Source organism: Pontibacter pudoricolor (assembly GCF_010092985.1).
GTDB classification, from domain to species: Bacteria; Bacteroidota; Bacteroidia; order Cytophagales; family Hymenobacteraceae; genus Pontibacter; species Pontibacter pudoricolor.
In genome coordinates this window covers 1,041,325-1,059,929 of the sequence record NZ_CP048106.1, presented here as the reverse complement: position 1 = coordinate 1,059,929, position 18,605 = coordinate 1,041,325, and the positions used below count along the sequence as shown (strand labels likewise).

Annotated in this window: 16 protein-coding genes; 8 read left to right on the top strand and 8 right to left on the bottom strand. The window is 44.8% G+C overall.

The genetic code is table 11. The features are described 5' to 3' along the window. Window positions 1-91 precede the first annotated feature (91 nt). From GSQ66_RS04610 to GSQ66_RS04600, 3 genes are all read right to left on the bottom strand, one after another. A complete protein-coding gene (locus GSQ66_RS04610; RefSeq protein ID WP_162426382.1) occupies window positions 92-604 on the bottom strand; it encodes an FKBP-type peptidyl-prolyl cis-trans isomerase in 513 nt (170 codons plus the stop codon). 75 nt (window positions 605-679) lie between these two features. Further along, entirely contained in the window at window positions 680-2,620 is a 1,941-nt protein-coding gene (locus GSQ66_RS04605) for an AAA domain-containing protein (RefSeq protein ID WP_162426381.1), read from the bottom strand. A gap of 144 nt (window positions 2,621-2,764) precedes the next feature. Then, window positions 2,765-3,373, bottom strand: a complete 609-nt coding sequence (locus tag GSQ66_RS04600; protein ID WP_238395813.1) for a hypothetical protein — start codon at window positions 3,371-3,373, stop codon at window positions 2,765-2,767. Between the two features lie 201 nt (window positions 3,374-3,574). Here GSQ66_RS04600 and GSQ66_RS04595 point away from each other — a divergent pair, with 201 nt between their 5' ends. The 4 genes from GSQ66_RS04595 to GSQ66_RS04580 all read left to right on the top strand — a co-directional run bounded on the left by GSQ66_RS04595 (window position 3,575) and on the right by GSQ66_RS04580 (window position 8,354). Next, a complete protein-coding gene (locus GSQ66_RS04595) occupies window positions 3,575-3,844 on the top strand; it encodes a hypothetical protein (RefSeq protein WP_162426379.1) in 270 nt (89 codons plus the stop codon). A 120-nt stretch (window positions 3,845-3,964) separates the two neighbouring features. Beyond that, window positions 3,965-4,759 carry a thymidylate synthase gene (locus tag GSQ66_RS04590; RefSeq protein WP_162426378.1) on the top strand — a complete coding sequence of 265 codons (795 nt, stop codon included), beginning with the start codon at window positions 3,965-3,967 and terminating at the stop codon, window positions 4,757-4,759. A gap of 78 nt (window positions 4,760-4,837) precedes the next feature. Next, entirely contained in the window at window positions 4,838-5,632 is a 795-nt protein-coding gene (locus GSQ66_RS04585) for an MBL fold metallo-hydrolase (RefSeq protein WP_162426377.1), read from the top strand. A 118-nt stretch (window positions 5,633-5,750) separates the two neighbouring features. Next, the gene (locus GSQ66_RS04580; RefSeq protein WP_162426376.1) at window positions 5,751-8,354 is read left to right on the top strand and encodes a SusC/RagA family TonB-linked outer membrane protein; all 2,604 of its coding nucleotides are present in this window, start codon (window positions 5,751-5,753) and stop codon (window positions 8,352-8,354) included. Between the two features lie 62 nt (window positions 8,355-8,416). On the opposite strand, the gene GSQ66_RS04575 is transcribed toward GSQ66_RS04580, so the two are convergent. Then, on the bottom strand, window positions 8,417-9,232 hold the full coding sequence (locus tag GSQ66_RS04575; RefSeq protein ID WP_162426375.1) for an aminotransferase class IV: 816 nt from the start codon (window positions 9,230-9,232) through the stop codon (window positions 8,417-8,419). 181 nt (window positions 9,233-9,413) lie between these two features. Between GSQ66_RS04575 and GSQ66_RS04570 the strand changes: the two genes are divergently transcribed. Then, window positions 9,414-10,151: a tetratricopeptide repeat protein gene (locus tag GSQ66_RS04570; RefSeq protein ID WP_162426374.1), complete on the top strand. Its 738-nt coding sequence runs from the start codon at window positions 9,414-9,416 to the stop codon at window positions 10,149-10,151. A gap of 8 nt (window positions 10,152-10,159) precedes the next feature. Here GSQ66_RS04570 and dprA read toward each other — a convergent pair whose 3' ends face one another. Beyond that, entirely contained in the window at window positions 10,160-11,281 is a 1,122-nt protein-coding gene (dprA, locus tag GSQ66_RS04565; RefSeq protein ID WP_162426373.1) for a DNA-processing protein DprA, read from the bottom strand. 21 nt (window positions 11,282-11,302) lie between these two features. Beyond that, window positions 11,303-11,650, bottom strand: a complete 348-nt coding sequence (locus tag GSQ66_RS04560; RefSeq protein WP_162426372.1) for a MerR family transcriptional regulator — start codon at window positions 11,648-11,650, stop codon at window positions 11,303-11,305. A 202-nt stretch (window positions 11,651-11,852) separates the two neighbouring features. Here GSQ66_RS04560 and alaS point away from each other — a divergent pair, with 202 nt between their 5' ends. The 3 genes from alaS to GSQ66_RS04545 all read left to right on the top strand — a co-directional run bounded on the left by alaS (window position 11,853) and on the right by GSQ66_RS04545 (window position 17,251). Then, window positions 11,853-14,489 (top strand): alanine--tRNA ligase, encoded by a 2,637-nt coding sequence (gene alaS, locus GSQ66_RS04555; protein WP_162426371.1) that lies wholly within the window; start codon window positions 11,853-11,855, stop codon window positions 14,487-14,489. Between the two features lie 91 nt (window positions 14,490-14,580). After that, window positions 14,581-16,038, top strand: a complete 1,458-nt coding sequence (gene gatB / locus GSQ66_RS04550; protein WP_162426370.1) for an Asp-tRNA(Asn)/Glu-tRNA(Gln) amidotransferase subunit GatB — start codon at window positions 14,581-14,583, stop codon at window positions 16,036-16,038. Window positions 16,039-16,129: 91 nt separating this feature from the next. Then, complete coding sequence (locus tag GSQ66_RS04545) at window positions 16,130-17,251, top strand: TlpA disulfide reductase family protein (RefSeq protein ID WP_162426369.1); 1,122 nt, start codon at window positions 16,130-16,132, stop codon at window positions 17,249-17,251. Window positions 17,252-17,409: 158 nt separating this feature from the next. Here GSQ66_RS04545 and GSQ66_RS04540 read toward each other — a convergent pair whose 3' ends face one another. Beyond that, a complete protein-coding gene (locus GSQ66_RS04540; protein ID WP_162426368.1) occupies window positions 17,410-18,030 on the bottom strand; it encodes a hypothetical protein in 621 nt (206 codons plus the stop codon). Between the two features lie 4 nt (window positions 18,031-18,034). Continuing rightward, window positions 18,035-18,568 carry an acyl-CoA thioesterase gene (locus GSQ66_RS04535; RefSeq protein WP_162426367.1) on the bottom strand — a complete coding sequence of 178 codons (534 nt, stop codon included), beginning with the start codon at window positions 18,566-18,568 and terminating at the stop codon, window positions 18,035-18,037. Window positions 18,569-18,605: the final 37 nt, after the last annotated feature.

Sequence of the window (18,605 nt, the reverse complement as noted above, 5' to 3'; positions counted from 1 at the left end):
TAATGACATTAAACCTTGAAGAAAAGAGGCTAAACAAAAAAGCAGCACAAGTTTATACTCATGCTGCTTTTTCGTTTAGTCAATTCAACTATTAATGATGATGACCGCCAGCACCATGTACGTGACCATGATCTAACTCTTCTTTGGTAGCCTCACGCACCTGAGCAACTTTACCTTTAAAGTATAGTTCTTTACCAGCAAGCGGGTGGTTGAAGTCCATCTTTACATTTGATTCGGTAACTGCTGCTACGCGGCCCTGTAACTGGTTGCCCTCGCTGTCTGTCATTGGTATAAAGTTGCCTACTTCCAGCATGTTATCCGGTACAGCACCTTCTACTTCAAAAACGTTCATTGGCAATTCAACCACAGCGTTTTCATCGTACTCGCCGTAGCCTTCTTCTGCGTCCAGTTTAAAGTCGAAGTTGTCGCCTTCGCTCAGGTTGCTCAGGTTTTCTTCAAACTGATCTGGCAGGCCGCTCATGCCGTAAATGAAAGCCATTGGTTGTTCTTCGTTCGCTATTTCTATCACGCTTTGCTCTCCGCTTTCGTTTTGCACACGCAGTTCGTAGGTAAGCGTTACTACTTTGTTCTTTTCAATTTTCATTTTATCGTTGATTTTTTGATGACAGCAAGGTAAAGAATTATACTTGCTTTGCCATCCTTCGGTTCAAATTATCGGTTAAGGCAGGCACTCTGTAAGTTCCCAGGCGCTTTTATAAGCATTGATACTTTCAGTATACTTTAGAAAAGCATCGTAATAAGGATGATTGGAAAGTGTGGCGCTGTCGCCAACTATAACCAGTTTCTTTTTAGCCCGTGTCATGCCCACGTTCATTCTCCTGATATCGCTCAAGAACCCAATTTCCCCGGTTTCGTTGCTGCGCACCATACTGATGTAAATAATATCGCGCTCCTGCCCCTGGAAACTATCCACGGTACCGATTGAAAGCTCGCGTTTCAGGTATAGTTCGTGCAGATGCGGCATGTGCTCCACTTTATCCTGCAGGTAATTTATCTGGGCTCGGTAAGGCGCAATTACACCAATTTTAAGTGGGGCGACTTCTTCATCCTGCACGTAGTCTTTCAATAATAATTGCAGATGGTTAAGCAGCAGATCAGCCTCTTCGGGATTGGCAGAGCTTTGCGCTTCCGGGTTTACGACTTCATTGTAGCCGCAGCCAGCCGTATCAATAAATTCTAAGGCAAGGCCGGGTTTAAAGAAAGTATCGTAACCATGCAGGTCGCTGCTGTGCACGCTTTCGTGGGCAGTTAATTCTCCGTTATAAAACTGTTCGTTCGAGAACTGCATGATATGGTGGTGCATGCGGTACTGCGTTTTCAGCATCACCGAAACATTTGGCTGCCGCTCGATGCATTTCTCAAACAGTGTTTTGCTTAAGCCTTTCTGGTCGGCCAAAAAAGATTTAACGGTTGGTGGCAACTGGCAATGGTCTCCAGCCAGTACCACGCGGTTGGTGCGTGAGATCGGAACCCAGCAGGCTGGTTCCAGGGCTTGGGCAGCTTCGTCTATAAAAACAGTATCGTAATGCAGGTGGCGGATGGCCTTATTGGCAGCACCAACCAGCGTACACGTAATGACCTGTACATTCTCCAGCAAATCTTCGGTAATGTAATGCTCAATGTTATCAGCTTCTTCCAGCAGGCGGTTGCTTTCTGCTTTGTATAGTTGGCGCTGCATACGCTCTTCGTGCCCGAACTTACGTTTAAACTGGAAGGCCATGCGCTTATACTCTTCAGCCGTTTTACGCACTGTTTTCAGATCCTTATAGGCTTTGTGATCCATGATTTGGGCGTCCAGCGTATGCTCCAGCAACACATCAGATACCCGCGACGGGTTACCGATTCGGATCACATTTACGCCTTCGTTAGCCAGTTTTTCAGTTAGCAAATCTACAGCCGTGTTAGATGGAGCCGTTACCAGAAGGCGCTTCTGGGTTTTTAAGGTATATAAGATGGCCTGTACCAGCGTGGTGGTTTTACCGGTACCCGGCGGGCCGTGTATAATCGCCACGTCTTTCGCCTGCGCTACTTTTCTTACGGCTTCATTTTGGGAATCATTCAATACTGAGATTTCAGGTACTTTCGCATCTGTAAAAACAGGCTCATTTATTCCTAACAGTACATCGCGCAGCTCTGCATGACGGGATTTAGTTGCTTCGATGGTTTTCTTTAGAGCGAATTCCATCTCGCGGTAGCTCATTTCATCAAAGGTCAGGTCAATACCGAGCTTCCCGTCATCTATCCAGTCGGGCAGGTCTTCTTTATTAGTGGCCAACAGGATTTTGTTGCGTTTAAGGCCAACTATAACACCATTCAGGTTATTACGCTCGCCACTATTGCTAAACAAGGCAGCCGCTTTACCCGTCTGGAAAAGGTGAAGCTGATCGCGGCCGGATGTGCGCTCCAGTTCTATAACTACTTTATTGCCAAAACCGATCTCCTCTTTCGAAATAACGACCGGGTACCAGCAGAAGCCCATATTTTTACGCTCCTGAATCGTACTTTTCAAGCTCTTGATCTTGTATTGCTGGCGGTCTTCTTCCTGTTCTATTTTAAGCAGTTCCTGTACCTGCTTCAGTTCTTCAAAAATGTCTCTCATCTATATCAAAAATAAAGGCTGGTATAGTCACGCCAGCCCTTGCCTTGTAGTAGCAGTTGTATACGTGTGCCCGCCAAAAGGCAAGCAAACTATAACATAAATTTTGTGTCTATTAATTCCGTATTTTATAGTTTTAACTATAGTTTATACATTCTTTTTACGGGCAGTTTTAGGTTTTGCTTTTGCGTTGTTCAGGCGTACCTGTAAGATAATGGCATATAAAAGGAGAATGGCTGAAACTATAGCCAGCACAGAAATAACTTTGTCTTTGCCATAGCGTTTCTCGTCAGCTTCCTGTAGTTGTAGTTGCAGGTCTTTTACTACAGCTTCACGTCTTTTTAACTGGTTCTGCAGGCCATCTACCTGGTTCTGTAAACCCTGTATGCGATTGTTGATCTGGCGCTGATCTACTACTATCTGTTTGCCGGAACGTTGGTTCTCGACAGTGCTTTTAGCGATCTTCTTAATACTGGCTTCTTTTACCGCGGCTATCAGCTCTGAGTCTTTGCGGATAAGTTCTTTGAGGGTATCAATTATACTGAGCAGGTCTTTCTTTGATTTGTTTCCCCAGAAGCTGTTGTTCTGCTGGTTCAGGTACTGGTACTCCAGCACCAACTGCTCGCGCTCACCCATCAGGCGGGCAATTTTGTCTTCCTGTGTTTTTTCTTTTTCCTTTGATGGTGTATCCTGAGACTGCACGTTACTAAATACAGCACACAGCAGCACCAACAGGAGTATTATGTTTTTCTTCATTGTTAATTTTGTTGCCATGTTACTTACACGCAAATATGGCAAGCATATTGGATAAAGCCTGATATATTTTACAAAATAGCTATAGTGCACACCCGGAACTATAGTTTCATGTAAATGATGAACATCATTTTGCCGGTTGCGTAATTCAGCTATCTTTACATTTATAAATTCTAATAATACAAGCTTTTTAACCCCGGTATCATGAAAAAATTAGTACTTGTTTTAGCACTGGCTGGCTTTCTAGGTGCCGGCGCATCTCCTGCAATTGCCTGCGAAGGTGGTAAATGCAAAATGGAGCACTCAGACAAAGACAAAAAAGGTAAAAAAGACAAGAAAGCGACGGCCTCTGCTGAAAGCTGCCATATGAAACCAGCAACTGCTGATTCGGGCAAAACTGCTTCGTGCTGCATGAAAAAAGATGTAAAAGCCGATGCCTCAAAAACTTCCAAAGAATCAAAAGAGATAAAGTAACTATAGTATTATAGTACAAGTAAAAGCCTTCTGCCAAATCCAGGAGGCTTTTTGTTTTACAGCGGTTTGCTATTATCTTTAACGTTCAACTTTTAACTACATTTTCGCCAATACATACCCATGAAACAATATTTAGACCTGATGCAGCACATCCTGGATAACGGGGTGAAGAAAGAAGACAGAACCGGAACGGGTACCCTGAGTGTCTTTGGTTACCAGATGCGCTTTAACCTGGCCGAAGGTTTTCCGCTGGTTACTACTAAAAAAGTGCATCTCAAGTCTATTATTCATGAGTTACTGTGGTTCCTGAAAGGTGAAACCAATATTGCTTACCTGAAAGAAAATGGTGTAAGCATCTGGGATGAGTGGGCCGATGAAAATGGCAACCTGGGACCGGTATATGGTTCGCAGTGGCGCAGCTGGCCAACGCCCGATGGTCGCCACATCGATCAGATCACGCAGGTAGTAAACCAACTAAAAAATAACCCCGACTCTCGCCGGATTATAGTCAGCGCCTGGAATGTGGCTGAGATTGAGAACATGAAGCTACCGCCTTGCCACGCGTTTTACCAGTTTTATGTAGCTGAAGGCAAACTAAGCTGCCAACTATACCAGCGCTCTGCCGATGTGTTCCTGGGTGTGCCTTTTAACATTGCCTCGTATGCTTTACTGGTGTTAATGATGGCGCAGGTTACCGGACTTGAACCCGGCGAATTTATCTGGACGGGCGGCGATACGCACCTGTATACCAACCACCTGGAGCAGTCGAAACTACAACTTACCCGCGAGCCACGTCAGCTGCCAGCCATGGTTATCAATCCGGATGTAAAAGACATCTTCGATTTTAAGTTTGAAGACTTCGAGCTGGTTAACTATAACCCACACCCGGGTATTAAAGCGCCGGTGGCCGTGTAATAGAGTTTCTGTTCGGGTTACGTAAACAAAAAAGCGAACTATACGCTTTATAGTTGCACACACTTAAAACTGATAACTATGAAACTGAAAGCTTTTTTTACACTGGTTTTTGCACTGGCTATAGTGCAACTACAGGCTCAGCAGCCTCAAGCTGACATGATCAAAACGGATCAGGGGCAGTTGAAAGTACAGCCCGTTACACATGGCTCGCTGGTGCTGAGTTGGCACGGAAAGAACATTTACGTTGATCCGTATGGAGGTGCCGAAGCCTATAAAACCATTCCCAAGCCGGACCTGGTGCTGATCACCGATATACATGGCGACCACCTGGATGTGAAGACGCTGGATGGCCTGGAGCTGAAAGGAACTACGTTTGTAGTGCCACAGGCTGTAGCCGACCAGTTGCCGGAGAAGTATAAAGCACAGGCTATAGTTATTGGTAACGGCGAAACAACAAACCAGGCTGGCATTGCCATAGAAGCGCTGCCCATGTATAATTTGCCAGAAACTGCTGATGCCAAACATCCCAAGGGCAGGGGCAACGGCTATATTTTAACTTTGGGAGGCAAGCGCATCTACATTTCCGGCGACACGGAGGATATCCCCGAAATGCGTGCGCTGAAGAATATTGATGTGGCCTTTGTGAGCATGAACCTGCCGTATACTATGGACATTAACCAGGCTGCCAGCGGCGTGCTGGCCTTCAGACCAAAAGTAATTTATCCCTATCATTACCGCGGCACCGAAGGTTTGGCCGATGTAGCAGCTTTTAAGCGCATGGTGAATGAGAAGGACAAAAATATTGATGTAAGATTGCGAAACTGGTATCCTGAAGCATCAAAGAAAAACAACGCAGGAGCAAAGAAGAACTAAACTGTAAACTATAGTTTGATTAGAAGAGCGCTAGCCTAAAAGCTTGCGCTCTTTTGGTATATATAGATTTGAATATATTTTTTAATTTCAGGCAATATTCAACCAAACTATAAGTCTCTTGAAACAAACTTTACGCACAGCAGGGGCTATTCTTAGCCTGCTCCTGATTTCAGTACCAACTATAGCCCAGGAAAGCGATTCCACAAAGCACGTCCATAGTGTTCAGGGTATAAATATACGGCATATAATAGAAGCTTCTTACAGTAAAAAAGATGTAGCTGAGCTAACGGAACACATACCGGCTACTTCTCTGAACAAAGGCCTGATAACCACACCGGAACAATTTATCTCCAGCCAATTTACAGGGTTACAGGTTGTGCAGGGTAATGGCAAGCCGGGTAGCGGCAGCCAGCTCATTATTCGTAATGGTGGAGCAACTGTTTTTGGTAGCAACGCTCCGATTATAGTTTTAGATGGTGTTCCGTTTGAGGAGAAATATGTATTTGGCCATACGGGAGCACTCAGTTTCCTGAACCCGGAAGATATTGCCTCTGTAACACTGCTGAAAGATGCTGCTTCGAATACTATTTATGGTGCGCGTGCTACAAACGGGGTGTTATATATCTCTACTAAAGGAGGACAAACAAATTCTAGACCTAAGGTAACCTACAAAACTACCGCTGCTGTATCTGTACTAAGAAAGAAAGCGGAGATACTGGACATAGACCAATTAAGGGATTTGGTAAAGAAGGAATATCCGAATAAAGTTGGGTTGCTTGGAGACGAAAATACGGATTGGCAGGATGTGATTTACAGGGAAGCATTTAGCCACGACCATAACCTGGGTGTTTCCGGAACTGCCTTTGACTTTATGCCCTACCGTGTATCAGCGGGCTACCTAACCCAAAACGGTATTTTAGAAACATCTCAGCATAAGTGCACCTCACTGGCGCTTGCACTTAACCCACGCTTTTTTAAGGACCATCTGCGCCTGAACCTGAATGTGCGGAAGGTAGACCAGGATGTGCGCGTTGCCAACCAAAAGGCTATAGTTAGTTCCTGGGCATTTGACCCGACACAACCCGTTTATCAGCAGAATAATTACGGAAACTACTTTGCTTACCTGAATGAAGATGGAACTGCTGATGTTTATGCACCTTATAACCCGCTTAGCCTGTTGGAGCAATATAGAGGTATTGATGAGACCAATTCGTTCATGGGCCAGGCGCATCTGCAATATAAGCTCCACTTTTTTCCGCAGCTAAGCCTTAACGCCCGTTATTCTTTGCGAGAGCAAGAAAATGATTTCTCTGCTTTTGAGCCTAAAGATATGGTAGCTGTATCGAGTATAAAAGGTAGACTACAAACACATAACGCAGCTATTAAATGGGAACAGAGAGAAGCATTCCTGTCGCTGGATCAGCCTTTAAATTTCATACAGAGTAAGGTGGCTTTAACTATCGGTGCCCGATCCAGAAAATCTGAATTCGAACACCGCACCCATGTTGTCTATGATCCGGAAGGCGATAAGGGTACCATTAGTTATAGTTTCACTAACCAACAGGCCGAATTTACTTCATTTTTCGGGGATGCAGGTATCAGCGTTAAAGACCGCTATTTCCTGAATGGCGCCCTGACGCAGGAAAAGTACCCGGTTTTTGCAGGAGATGAAAAGGGAACTGTTACCTGGGGAGTTGGCGCAGCCTGGAATCTTTCAAAAGAAAGCTTTATGGCAGGTTTCCCTAAAGTAAGTGAGTTGCGCCTGTATGGCAATTATAGTCATTATGTGAAACCCGATTTAAGCGCCTACCAGTTTTCTAAAAATGCTCCAAAATATGAGAATACGTCCAAGTGGAACACCGGACTAAACTGGCGAATTTTTGAAAACCGGCTATCCGGAGATGTCAACTATTTCCAGACTAAAACCCAGGACCTCTTTAACTATGTATACCAGGCATCTGCTGGTGGCGATTTTAGAAACTATATTAATGGTGGCTCCTTGAGTTCAAAAGGCTTAGAAGCAACTATAAATTATAGCCTTATATCTACTGATAACTTTAAATGGAGCGTTGGTGGTAACATGAGCCATTCCATTACAAAGGTAAATAGCCTCTACGAACAAGTTAGAAATTTAAGGTACGGACCAGAAGGAGAGGTAATGTTGTCGATGTACGTGGGTAATCCGGTTGGTTCGTTTAATGTGTCAGGTCAGGTGTATGATGAAGCCGGAAAGCCAATTGAAGGGAAGTATACTTCTGACAGAATTGCAATGGGTCAGAAAGATCCGAAATGGATGTTCGGCTTACACTCTGATTTAAACTACAAAAAGTTCTCAGCTTCGTTGCTGTTAAGGGCTGCTACCGGCCACCAGGTATTTAACATGGCAGACGCTTCGCGCGGTGCATTAGGCTGGGTTTGGGGACCAAATTATTTAGAAAATATAACCCGTAGCTATTATGATACCGGTTTTGAATATACACAAAGAACATCAAGTTATTATTTGGAGGATGCTTCCTTTTTAAGGTTAGAATATCTGCAGGTAGGCTATCAGGTAGGCAGTGTCTGGAAAGACCGGGCAAACCTGAATTTAACAGCTACGGTGCAAAATGCCTTTGTGCTGACCAAATACAGCGGCCAGGACCCGGAAGTAGCAGGAGGCATAGACTACGGGCAATATCCACAGCCTACCACTTTTTCGCTGGGGCTCAAACTAGAGATTTAATTAATGCTTTAAGCATAAGAGCACAGGCCTACAACCTGTGCTCATTTAATTTCCAGTTATAGTTAAGCAAATAGTTCTTTTCGTAGCTGCTCTACAAATGTGTCATCTATAGTTACAGGTGTACCATTTATAGATGAAATACTTCGGATGCCGGTAACATTACCCGCAAAAATGGCATCTGCTTTCATTAAGCTGGCTACATCAAAATAAACTTCCTTGGTCTTGATCCCGGCTTGTTTTGCCCAGCGTAAAATATGCTGCCTTGCAATTCCCTTCACACAACCAGTATCTGTAGCGGGAGTAAACAGGACTCCGTTCTTCATCCAGAAAACGTTGGAAGAGGTCAACTCAGAGACCTGGCCTTGTCGGTTCAATAGCAGCATATCATCAAAACCCTTCTCCTTTTTCTCGATACCGGCCATTACATAAAGCAGTGCATTGGGGCCTTTAAAAAAAGAGAAGGGGCTATAGTTGGTAGTTATAGTTTCGCAGATGCCGATGTGCAGGCTGGAGGTAGTACTTGGGCTAGCTGGAAGTATAGTTGCCAGCAATTCTACAGCGTTTGTTTCAGGGATATAAAGGCCTGCGCCGCTTCGCCATAGTTTCAGTTTCAGTCTGCCATAGTTTGCTGCACTGTTTTGGCTGGCAAGCTGCAACAACTTATCTTCCAACTCTCCCGAAACTATAGTCTGGGGTAACTCCAGCTTTAATGTTTTAGCAGCTGCATGCATCCGCGACACATGCTCGTTCCAAAAACGTAGTCTGCCATCTGCAACTATAACCGTTTCAAAAAAGCCATCATTAAATTGTAAAGCCCGGTTTGTAACTGGCAAGCGTAGTTCAGCTTCAGGTATAAATTCGCCGTTATAAAGCAGCATTTGGTTTAGTCAGGAGTTTAGAGCGGAAAGTTAAGAGTTAATTTGAGTTCCGTTTAATTCTTCGTTAAAAACATCTTTAGTCACCTGGTAAAAAACAGAGCTGGATTTAAAAGAAGATCTTAATCTATAGCGTTTTAAAGATTTTATTATATTCGGAACGCAAAATATTCAGAGATCAAAAATGGCGAAGTGCTGGATTTACTTCTTGGTACTGTTTATGTCGGTTTCAGTTTTAACAGGCTGTAAGACCAACCAAACTGCTTCATCGGATGGCGTAGAGCTCATTTTTGGAGACGATGGCTTTATTGACAACGACTACACGCAGCCAGATTCAACCATAACGTTAGAAGATATTACAGCTGACTCTCTTGTAAATGAAGCCGAAAATAAAATTAAAAGCCTGATTTATGATGAAGCCATCACCGACCTGGATCAGGCTATAGCACTTAAGCCTACCAACGCAGATGCTTATTTTTTCAGAGCACTGGCTAAATCATATTTACAGAACTATACAGGCAGTGTGCAGGATGCAGATAAAGCGATAGCCTTGGACCCGGATTACATGTCTGGTTATTACATTCGCGCTAATAGTTATGCTAGCTTAAAAGAGTATGAAAAGGCTGAAGCAGATTATAACCATTTAATCAAAGAAAGACCTGGTGATTTTTCAAGTGTTTATATGCGCGGAACAATGTACCTCGATAGTGGTAACTACAATGCTGCAATCAGCGATTTTAACACTTATATAAATGGCAATAAAAACATTACAGGTATTACTGAATGCGGAGATTGCTACCTGAGCCGGGCACAAGCTCATTACATAGCCGGAAATTTGAAACAAGCCTGCGCCGATTGGCAAGCTGCTGTTAATTTAGGCAACAAAAAAGCTGCAGGAGCACTTAAAAAGAATTGTAAATAGAAAAGAAACTAGCGTATCAATCCAAAACGCTTGCCCGGCATCGCTTTCACCATTCCTTTAAACTCTAAGGTAAGCAACACCGAAGCCAGCAGACTTACCGGGATCTGGGTTTTCCAGCTGATATTGTCCATGTGTTCGTCCTGGGTTAGTTGCAGTATATTTAGCACTTTCATCTCATCCAGCGTATATTCTTCAGGAGAAAAGGTTTGTAGTTTTTGCTTTCGAGCCTGTGTTTCATCTTCCAGGTCCCAGTTTAATAATTCTACCAGATCCTGAACCGACGTATAAATGGCGGCTTTATGGTTTTTAATGAGATGGTTTGGTCCTTCAGAAACGGGGGATGTGATATTTCCGGGTACAGCCATTACTTCCTTGTCGTAGCCATGTGCCAGGTCTGCGGTAATTAAAGTGCCACTTTTCAGAGCAGCTTCCACAACTATAGTACAGTCGCTCATGCCGGCAATAATACGGTTACGTGCCGGAAAGCGTGGCGCATCGGGTTTGGTGCCAAAGGTATTCTCCGTTAACAGCCCGCCCTGGGTAAGCATGCGCTCCGCATATTTCCGGTGCACTGCCGGGTAAACGATGTCCGGCCCACTAGCCATCACGCCTATAGTTGGCAAACCTGCCTGTATCGCCGCCCTATGCGACACGATATCAATCCCGTAAGCCAGGCCGCTGACAATAAGCACATTATAAGAAGCCAGGTCTGCTACAATTTTCTCAGTAATAGCCTGGCCATAGTTACTGACCTGCCGCGTTCCAACTATAGAAATAATGCGCCGCTGGTTCAGGTTGCCATTTCCGCGAAAATATAAAAGGGTAGGAGCATCGGCGATCTGTTTCAGCCGGTCGGGGTATTTTGGTGAAGTATAGAATAGCAACTGTACGTCATGCTGCTCAGCCTGTTTTAACAATTTTTCGGCCTGCAGTAAAGCCTGTTTGGTGCCTTGAGTAAGGTTTTTATAAGCAACAGGCCCGATTCCCGGAATCTTCTGCAGTTTACCCGGGGGTGCATGAAATACGCCATGCGGAGAGCCACAGTAACTTACCAGCTGGCGCGTAAGCTGTGGCCCGATGCCGGGTATCTGGGTAATGGCAACTTCGTAAAGGTTCTTGTTATCTCCCATGGTTTGGGAAATACGAAGCTTTTAGGCTTTAGTGTTCAGCTGATTTTTAATACCAACCAGGAAAGACCGCACTTTCTCGAGCGAATCGATCATCTCTATCTTATCCTTGGTCTGCACAGACTTGTTCTTCATCACTTCCTTTGCGCCTTGTATGGTATAGCCGCGCTCTTTTACAAGGTGATAAACGGTGCGCAGCGTTTCAATATCCTGCTTGGTATACTGGCGGTTTCCTTTTTTATTCTTTTTAGGCTTCAGCTGCTCAAATTCGGTTTCCCAGAAGCGTATCAATGATGCGGCAACATCAAACATGGCAGCAACTTCACCAATCGTGTAATACTGTTTCTCTATTTCTTTTTCTTTATAAGGCATAAGGCTAGGGCTCAACTATAGGTTTAGCATAGTTAATTTTCGGCGGGATGTTACCGTTTACAGCTAAAATATGCTACTTTTGCTAGTAATTGGCTTCCCGGAACGCGAAAAATATCCGTGCTTCTGAAAGGCAAAAATTCTATATTTTTTGTTCTTAAACAACAAGTATAGCAGATAGTATCTAAAGGCTTAATAATCATAGATGAACTCAGCTGAGATAAGACAAAAGTTCCTGGATTTCTTCGCTTCCAAGCAACACCAGATCGTGCCATCGGCCCCGATCGTGGTAAAAGACGACCCAACCCTGATGTTTATCAACTCGGGTATGGCTCCCTTCAAAGACTACTTTTTAGGTAACAAGCCTGCGCCTTATAAGCGCATCGCCGATACCCAGAAATGCCTTCGCGTAAGCGGCAAGCACAACGACCTGGAAGAAGTAGGATACGACACCTATCACCATACCATGTTCGAGATGCTGGGCAACTGGTCGTTTGGCGATTATTTTAAGAAGGATGCGCTGGAATGGTCGTGGGAACTGCTCACCGAAGTTTACAAGCTACCGAAAGACAGATTATATGTTTCCGTGTTCCAGGGCGATGCTTCTGAGAACCTGCAAATGGACCAGGATGCTTTCAATATCTGGAAGTCAATGATTGCGGAAGATCGTATCCTGATGGGTAACAAGAAAGACAACTTCTGGGAGATGGGTGACACAGGCCCTTGCGGTCCGTGCTCTGAGATACACGTGGATTTGCGTACCGATGAAGAACGTGCGCAAGTTGATGGTAAATCATTAGTTAATAATGATCATCCACAGGTTGTCGAGATCTGGAATAACGTATTCATGGAGTTCAACCGCCTGGCCGATGGCTCGCTGGTAAAACTGCCTGCTCAACACGTAGATACCGGTATGGGCTTCGAACGTTTGTGCATGGCTATTCAGGGCAAGCGTTCCAACTATGATACCGATGTTTTCCAGCCGCTGATCCAGTTTGTGGCGAAAGAAGCCGGTGTCGTTTATGGTGAGGATGAGAAGACAGACATTGCCATCCGCGTTATTTCTGACCATATCCGTGCCATAGCCTTTACTATAGCCGATGGGCAGCTGCCATCTAACAACAAGGCTGGTTATGTTATCCGTCGTATCCTGCGCCGTGCGGTGCGTTATGGTTTTACTTTCCTTGTTTTCAAAAAGCCGTTCCTGTATAAACTGGCTGCCGTACTGGCCGACCAGATGGAAACTGTTTTCCCGGAACTGAAACAACAGCTAAGCTTCGTGCAGCGCGTGATCGAAGAAGAAGAGAACGCTTTCCTTAGAACTTTAGAAAATGGTCTGAAAAGACTGGATGCACTGGAAGCTAAATTCAAAGAGAACAACAATACAATCGATGGTAAAACTGCTTTCGAACTATACGATACCTTCGGTTTCCCGCTGGACCTAACTGCACTTATCGCCCGTGAAAAAGGCCTGACAGTAGACGAAGCTGGTTTTGGCGTGGAGATGGAGCAGCAGAAGAACCGTTCACGTAACGCATCGGCTTCAGAGCAAAGCGACTGGGTTATAGTTCAACCGGACGTTACGACTGAGTTTGTGGGCTACGACTGCAATGTTTCGGATTCGCACATCGTGCGTTACCGACAGGTGAAGACCAAGAATAAGAGCGAGTTTCATATCGTGCTCGACAGAACGCCTTTCTATGCAGAGAGTGGTGGTCAGGTAGGTGATACCGGTTATCTTGTTTCTGATAGTGAGCAGATCGAAGTGCTGGACACGAAAAAAGAGAACGATCTTATACTTCATATTACAACTAAGTTACCACAGAACATCGAAGCTGCTTTCCGTAGCGAGATCGATTTTGAGCGTCGTAACTATATCCGTAAGAACCACTCCGCTACACACTTACTGCATGCCGCTTTACGTGAAGTTTTAGGTGAGCACGTGCAGCAGAAAGGCTCCTTGGTAAACGAAAAAGTACTGCGCTTCGACTTCTCGCATTTCGCTAAAGTAGAAGATGCCCAGATTCGTGAGATAGAGCACATTGTGAACGAGCGCGTACGCCAAAGTATACCACTGGAAGAGCAGCGAAATGTGCCTATTGCTGAAGCCAAAGAAATGGGAGCAACCGCCCTGTTCGGCGAGAAGTATGGCGAGTATGTTCGCGTCATCGCTTTCGACAGAGAGCACTCAGTAGAGCTTTGCGGTGGTACGCACGTGTACAATACCGGCGAGATCGGTTACTTTAAGATCGTATCTGAAAGCTCTGTAGCTGCCGGTGTGCGACGTATAGAAGCCGTAACTGCTTCACTTGCCGAAGACTTTGTGCAGGCGCAGTTAGACGAATTGCATGCTGTTCGTGAAGTGCTGAACACGCAAAGTAATGTATCTGGTGCTGTGCAGAAACTACAGGACGACAACAAAGCCCTGCAAAAGCAGCTTGAGCAATTTGAGCTGAAACAACTAAGTGGCCTGAAAGATACGCTGGCCCAGAAAGCACTACAGCTAGATGGTATAAACCTGGTAGCTGAGCAGGTTGAAGTTAGCAACGCAGACCACCTGAAGAAGCTGGCTTTCGATATGCGACAGGTAGTAGATAACCTTATATTGGTACTGGCTGCTGAAATAGATGGCAAACCACAGATCGCAGTAATGCTTTCGGATAACCTGGTTGCTGAAAAGAACCTGAACGCCAGCCAGATGGTACGCGAACTTGCCAAAGAAATTAAAGGCGGCGGCGGCGGTCAGCCGTTCTATGCAACTGCCGGCGGTAAAGATTCATCAGGCTTACAGGCCGTACCGGGCAAAGCGGTAGAATTGGTTAAATCGTTAATGAATAATTAGTAATGTCTTTAATGAGTAATTAATAATGATGAATGAATAAGGGCTCAACTATAAATCAGTCATTATTCATTCGTCATTAATCATTAAAAAAATGGATAAAGCGATAAGAGATAAATACCAGGCGATCATCGGTCTGGAAGTGCACGCGCAGTTGCTGACAGAGAGTAAGGCGTATAGTTCTGACTCGACAGAGTACGGTATGCTGCCAAACACCAACCTGAGCGCCATCACGCTTGGTCACCCGGGCACGTTGCCGCGCATTAACAAAACCGTTGTAGAGATGGCTGTAAAAATGGGCCTTGCTACAAACTGTAACATTACGCGCTATAACATCTACGCCCGAAAAAATTACTTCTATCCCGATCTTCCGAAAGGCTACCAGATCACGCAGGATAAAACGCCTGTTTGTACGGCCGGCCACATCGTTGTGAAAGACGCGGAAGACAATGACAAACGTATTGGCATTACCCGTATTCACATGGAAGAGGATGCGGGCAAGTCGATGCACTTAGCCGGTGAAACGGAAACACTGGTTGACTTTAACCGTGCCGGTGTACCGTTGATCGAGATCGTTTCGGAGCCGGATATCCGTGATTCTGTGGAAGCTTACAACTACCTGACCGAGATCAAACGCCTGGTAAAGTACCTGGATATTTGCGACGGTAATATGGAAGAAGGCTCGCTGCGTTGCGATGCCAACATTTCAGTGATGCTAAAAGATTCGCCGCTTTGGGGTACGAAGGTGGAAGTGAAAAATATGAACTCCTTCCGTAACGTGCAGCGCGCTATTGAACACGAGATCGAGCGCCAGATCATGGTACTTGAAAACGGCGGCTCAGTAGATGGTGAAACACGCAACTTCGATGCCAACACCGGTACAACTACGGCCATGCGTTCTAAAGAGACTCTGAATGATTACCGTTACTTTCCGGAGCCGGACCTTCCACCGTTGGTGATTGAGCAGGAATGGCTGGAGCGCATAAAAGAAACGATGCCAAGTCTTCCGCAGGAACTATACAAGCGCTTTACAGAAGAGTATGGCCTGCCGGAATATGATGCCAATGTACTGACCGATGCGAAAGAAGTAGCGTTATACTTTGCGGAACTTTGCAAGTATACATCTAACTATAAGGCAGCCTCAAACTGGGTTATGGGTCCGGTAAAATCGTACCTGAACGAGCTGCAACTGCACATGAAAGACTTCCCGCTGCAGCCGCACAGTATAGCAGAGATAATTGCATTAGTGGATGAGAACAAGGTAAGCCACTCGGTAGCTTCTAAAAAAATATTCCCTTACATGCTGGAGAACCCCGGCACACCGGCACACCAGGTAGCAGAGGAACAAAACCTGTTGCAGGATTCGGATGATGGCGCTCTGGAAGCAATAATTGCTGAGGTGGTAGCTGGTAATCCGCAGAAAGTGGCAGAATATAAAGCAGGTAAGCAAAGCCTGGTGGGCATGTTTATGGGCGAAGTAATGAAGAAAACCAAAGGCAAGGCCGACCCTAAAGTGGCAAACAAATTGTTGGTTGAGCGCCTGAATGCTTAAATTGTTAGACAAAAGACTTATAGACAAAGGAAATTAGATTTTTAAAGTCCTATGTCAAGTAGTCCTTTGTCATAATGTCAAAAAAAGAATTATGAAAAACTATAAGAACTATATTATTGTCGCTTCTGCAGCAGCTTTGCTGGTTGGTTGCCAGGGTAATAAGTCTGCTACTAATGCTGAAGATGGGTATACTATTCAGGGTAAACTGAATAATGCTACGGCAGGAAGCAATATTTATCTTTTTGAACTCGATAAACAACAGTTCGTACCGCGCGATACCGTAGCAATAGGAGAGAATGGTACCTTTAATTTTGAAGGTGAAATAGCTGAACCATCTTTTTACCGTGTCACGATCGATCAGCGTGATGGCGTAATCCTGGTTTTGGATAAGGCTGCAAATGTTAAACTGGAAGCAGATGCCAAAGATCTGAATGGAACTTCCAAGATCGAAGGCTCTGACGATTCACAATTGTTTCAGGAACTGAATAAAATGGTGAATGAGACGCAGATGCAGAAAATGGCGTTGGAGCAGCTTTTTATGCAGGCCAATAACGAAGGCAAAACACAAGAAGCAGAAGCTATAAAAAAAGAATATGATGCACTCCAGGATAAGATCAAGAATTTCCTGGCGCAGCATCCAACTTCGGTAGTTTCCGCTTTTGGCACACTTACACTAATCGATCCTGCTACTGATTTTGCGTTTGCAGACAGTATGTCAACGCTTTACAGCAAGAATCTGCCGGACTCAAAATATACTGCGGAGCTGAATGATCGCTTGAAAGGAATGCGCAGCACGGCGGTTGGACAGATGGCTCCTGAAATTACGTTGCCTACGCCAGATGGTGGTTCAGCTTCGTTGTCGTCGTTGCGTGGTAAGTATGTGCTGATAGATTTCTGGGCTAGCTGGTGCGGACCGTGCCGTAAAGAGAACCCGAACGTAGTGCGTATGTACAATGCCTACAAAGACAAAGGCTTTGAGATTTTTGGCGTATCGTTGGACCAGAACCGTGAGAAGTGGCTGAAAGCGATTGCTGATGATAAATTGACCTGGCCACATGTTTCAGATCTGAAAGGATGGGAGAGTGCGGCTGCCGGCATATACAACATCACAGCCATTCCGCAAACCTTATTGCTTGACAAAGAGGGTCGTATTATCGCCAAAAACCTGCGCGGCAAAGAACTGGAAGATAAGCTGGCAGAAGTGTTAAATTAAATCACCACGCCTGACTATAAAAGAAAAGCCTTTCCAGTTATGGATAGGCTTTTCTTTTATCTCCTGGGTTCTAAGCTTAGATAAATTGATTAAAAATAGAATCCCAATAGTTACTGATGAAGGGCTTCTATTGAAATCGAACTTTATAGTTTCAGCAACTATAAGAACGTTTTTTGAAGAGCTCCCCAAAGTAACTTTTTCTTGTCCTGATCATGTTCCAGATCTGCAAGAGAGTGGGAAAACACTATGGGCACTGCCCCAAGCATTACCGGATTGTATAACGTAAATTTATCATGCGGCAGGTTAGACTCTACGCGGCTGGCGAAACTGATGATATAGTTTACCTGAAGGGTTTGCTGCAGGTCTTCGAACACTGCATTTGCCCCGGTTAAATTATTTACATACGCTACATCTGCTGGCTGTAACCCGATCGCTGTTAAGATCTTCTGCAGAAAGCCAAGTTGTGGTAAGTGCATAAATGCTTCATCCGGCATTGTTACCAATACAGCAACACCTTTCCTGTTTTCGCCGATCGTTTTATACTTTGCCGGAGCAGTAGCTACTTTTGCTATTTCAGGCAGCTTTGGAATATCTTTTAAGTGCGCTTCTTCAGGCTTAGCATCAACAACCGGCTCAACTATAGCTGGCAGTTCCGGCTTTATAGTTTCTTGTCTGGCAGGAGCAGGCACAGTCACTTCGCCATCCACTAAAAATATAGTTTCGGGTAAGAAGTTCTTTAAAAACTCGCTGTTCAGTTCATCTACCTGTAATCCTGACATTGTGTTAGCTTTGGGTACTCTCTTTAATATCGAAAATAGATTTAAGCTCGTTTGCTTCGCTCGGCTTCATGCGGCCCGCCAATACCAAACGCAACTGACGGCGGCGTAAGGCCCCATCGTATAGTTTAATTTCTTCTTCAGTCTCAGGAATTGCTTCCGGCACATCAATAGCCTTACCAGATTGGTCTACCGCCACGAACGTGAAGAAAGCCTGGTTTGAAAGCACTTTTTTGCCGCTCGGTATATCCTCAGCGTAAACCACAATATGCACTTCCATAGATGAGGCAAAGGCGCGGGTAACTTTCGCTTCGAGGGTAACTACGTTGCCTAATTTTATACTTTCCTTAAACGATACGTTGTCTACAGATGCTGTAACTACTATGCGGTTAGAGTGTTTCTGAGCTGCAATAGCTGATACAATGTCCATCCAATGCATCATTTTACCACCCATCAGGTTGTGCAGGGTGTTGGTATCATTTGGCAATACCAGCTCGGTCATAATTACATAGGATTCGCTTACTTTCTTTTGTTTACGCATAGTAGTTCTTGGATCTTTGCACAAAGATAGGACATGA

Bases quoted from the DNA above. Each gene is read 5' to 3' on its own strand.
- GSQ66_RS04540 (WP_162426368.1), bottom strand. From the start codon at position 18,030: ATGTCAGGATTACAGGTAGATGAACTGAACAGCGAGTTTTTAAAGAAC.
- GSQ66_RS04590 (WP_162426378.1), top strand. From the start codon at position 3,965: ATGAAACAATATTTAGACCTGATGCAGCACATCCTGGATAACGGGGTG.
- GSQ66_RS04545 (WP_162426369.1), top strand. From the start codon at position 16,130: ATGAAAAACTATAAGAACTATATTATTGTCGCTTCTGCAGCAGCTTTG.
- GSQ66_RS04595 (WP_162426379.1), top strand. From the start codon at position 3,575: ATGAAAAAATTAGTACTTGTTTTAGCACTGGCTGGCTTTCTAGGTGCC.
- GSQ66_RS04560 (WP_162426372.1), bottom strand. From the start codon at position 11,650: ATGCCTTATAAAGAAAAAGAAATAGAGAAACAGTATTACACGATTGGT.
- alaS (WP_162426371.1), top strand. From the start codon at position 11,853: ATGAACTCAGCTGAGATAAGACAAAAGTTCCTGGATTTCTTCGCTTCC.
- dprA (WP_162426373.1), bottom strand. From the start codon at position 11,281: ATGGGAGATAACAAGAACCTTTACGAAGTTGCCATTACCCAGATACCC.
- GSQ66_RS04610 (WP_162426382.1), bottom strand. From the start codon at position 604: ATGAAAATTGAAAAGAACAAAGTAGTAACGCTTACCTACGAACTGCGT.
- GSQ66_RS04570 (WP_162426374.1), top strand. From the start codon at position 9,414: ATGGCGAAGTGCTGGATTTACTTCTTGGTACTGTTTATGTCGGTTTCA.
- GSQ66_RS04585 (WP_162426377.1), top strand. From the start codon at position 4,838: ATGAAACTGAAAGCTTTTTTTACACTGGTTTTTGCACTGGCTATAGTG.
- GSQ66_RS04575 (WP_162426375.1), bottom strand. From the start codon at position 9,232: ATGCTGCTTTATAACGGCGAATTTATACCTGAAGCTGAACTACGCTTG.
- gatB (WP_162426370.1), top strand. From the start codon at position 14,581: ATGGATAAAGCGATAAGAGATAAATACCAGGCGATCATCGGTCTGGAA.
- GSQ66_RS04605 (WP_162426381.1), bottom strand. From the start codon at position 2,620: ATGAGAGACATTTTTGAAGAACTGAAGCAGGTACAGGAACTGCTTAAA.
- GSQ66_RS04600 (WP_238395813.1), bottom strand. From the start codon at position 3,373: ATGAAGAAAAACATAATACTCCTGTTGGTGCTGCTGTGTGCTGTATTT.
- GSQ66_RS04535 (WP_162426367.1), bottom strand. From the start codon at position 18,568: ATGCGTAAACAAAAGAAAGTAAGCGAATCCTATGTAATTATGACCGAG.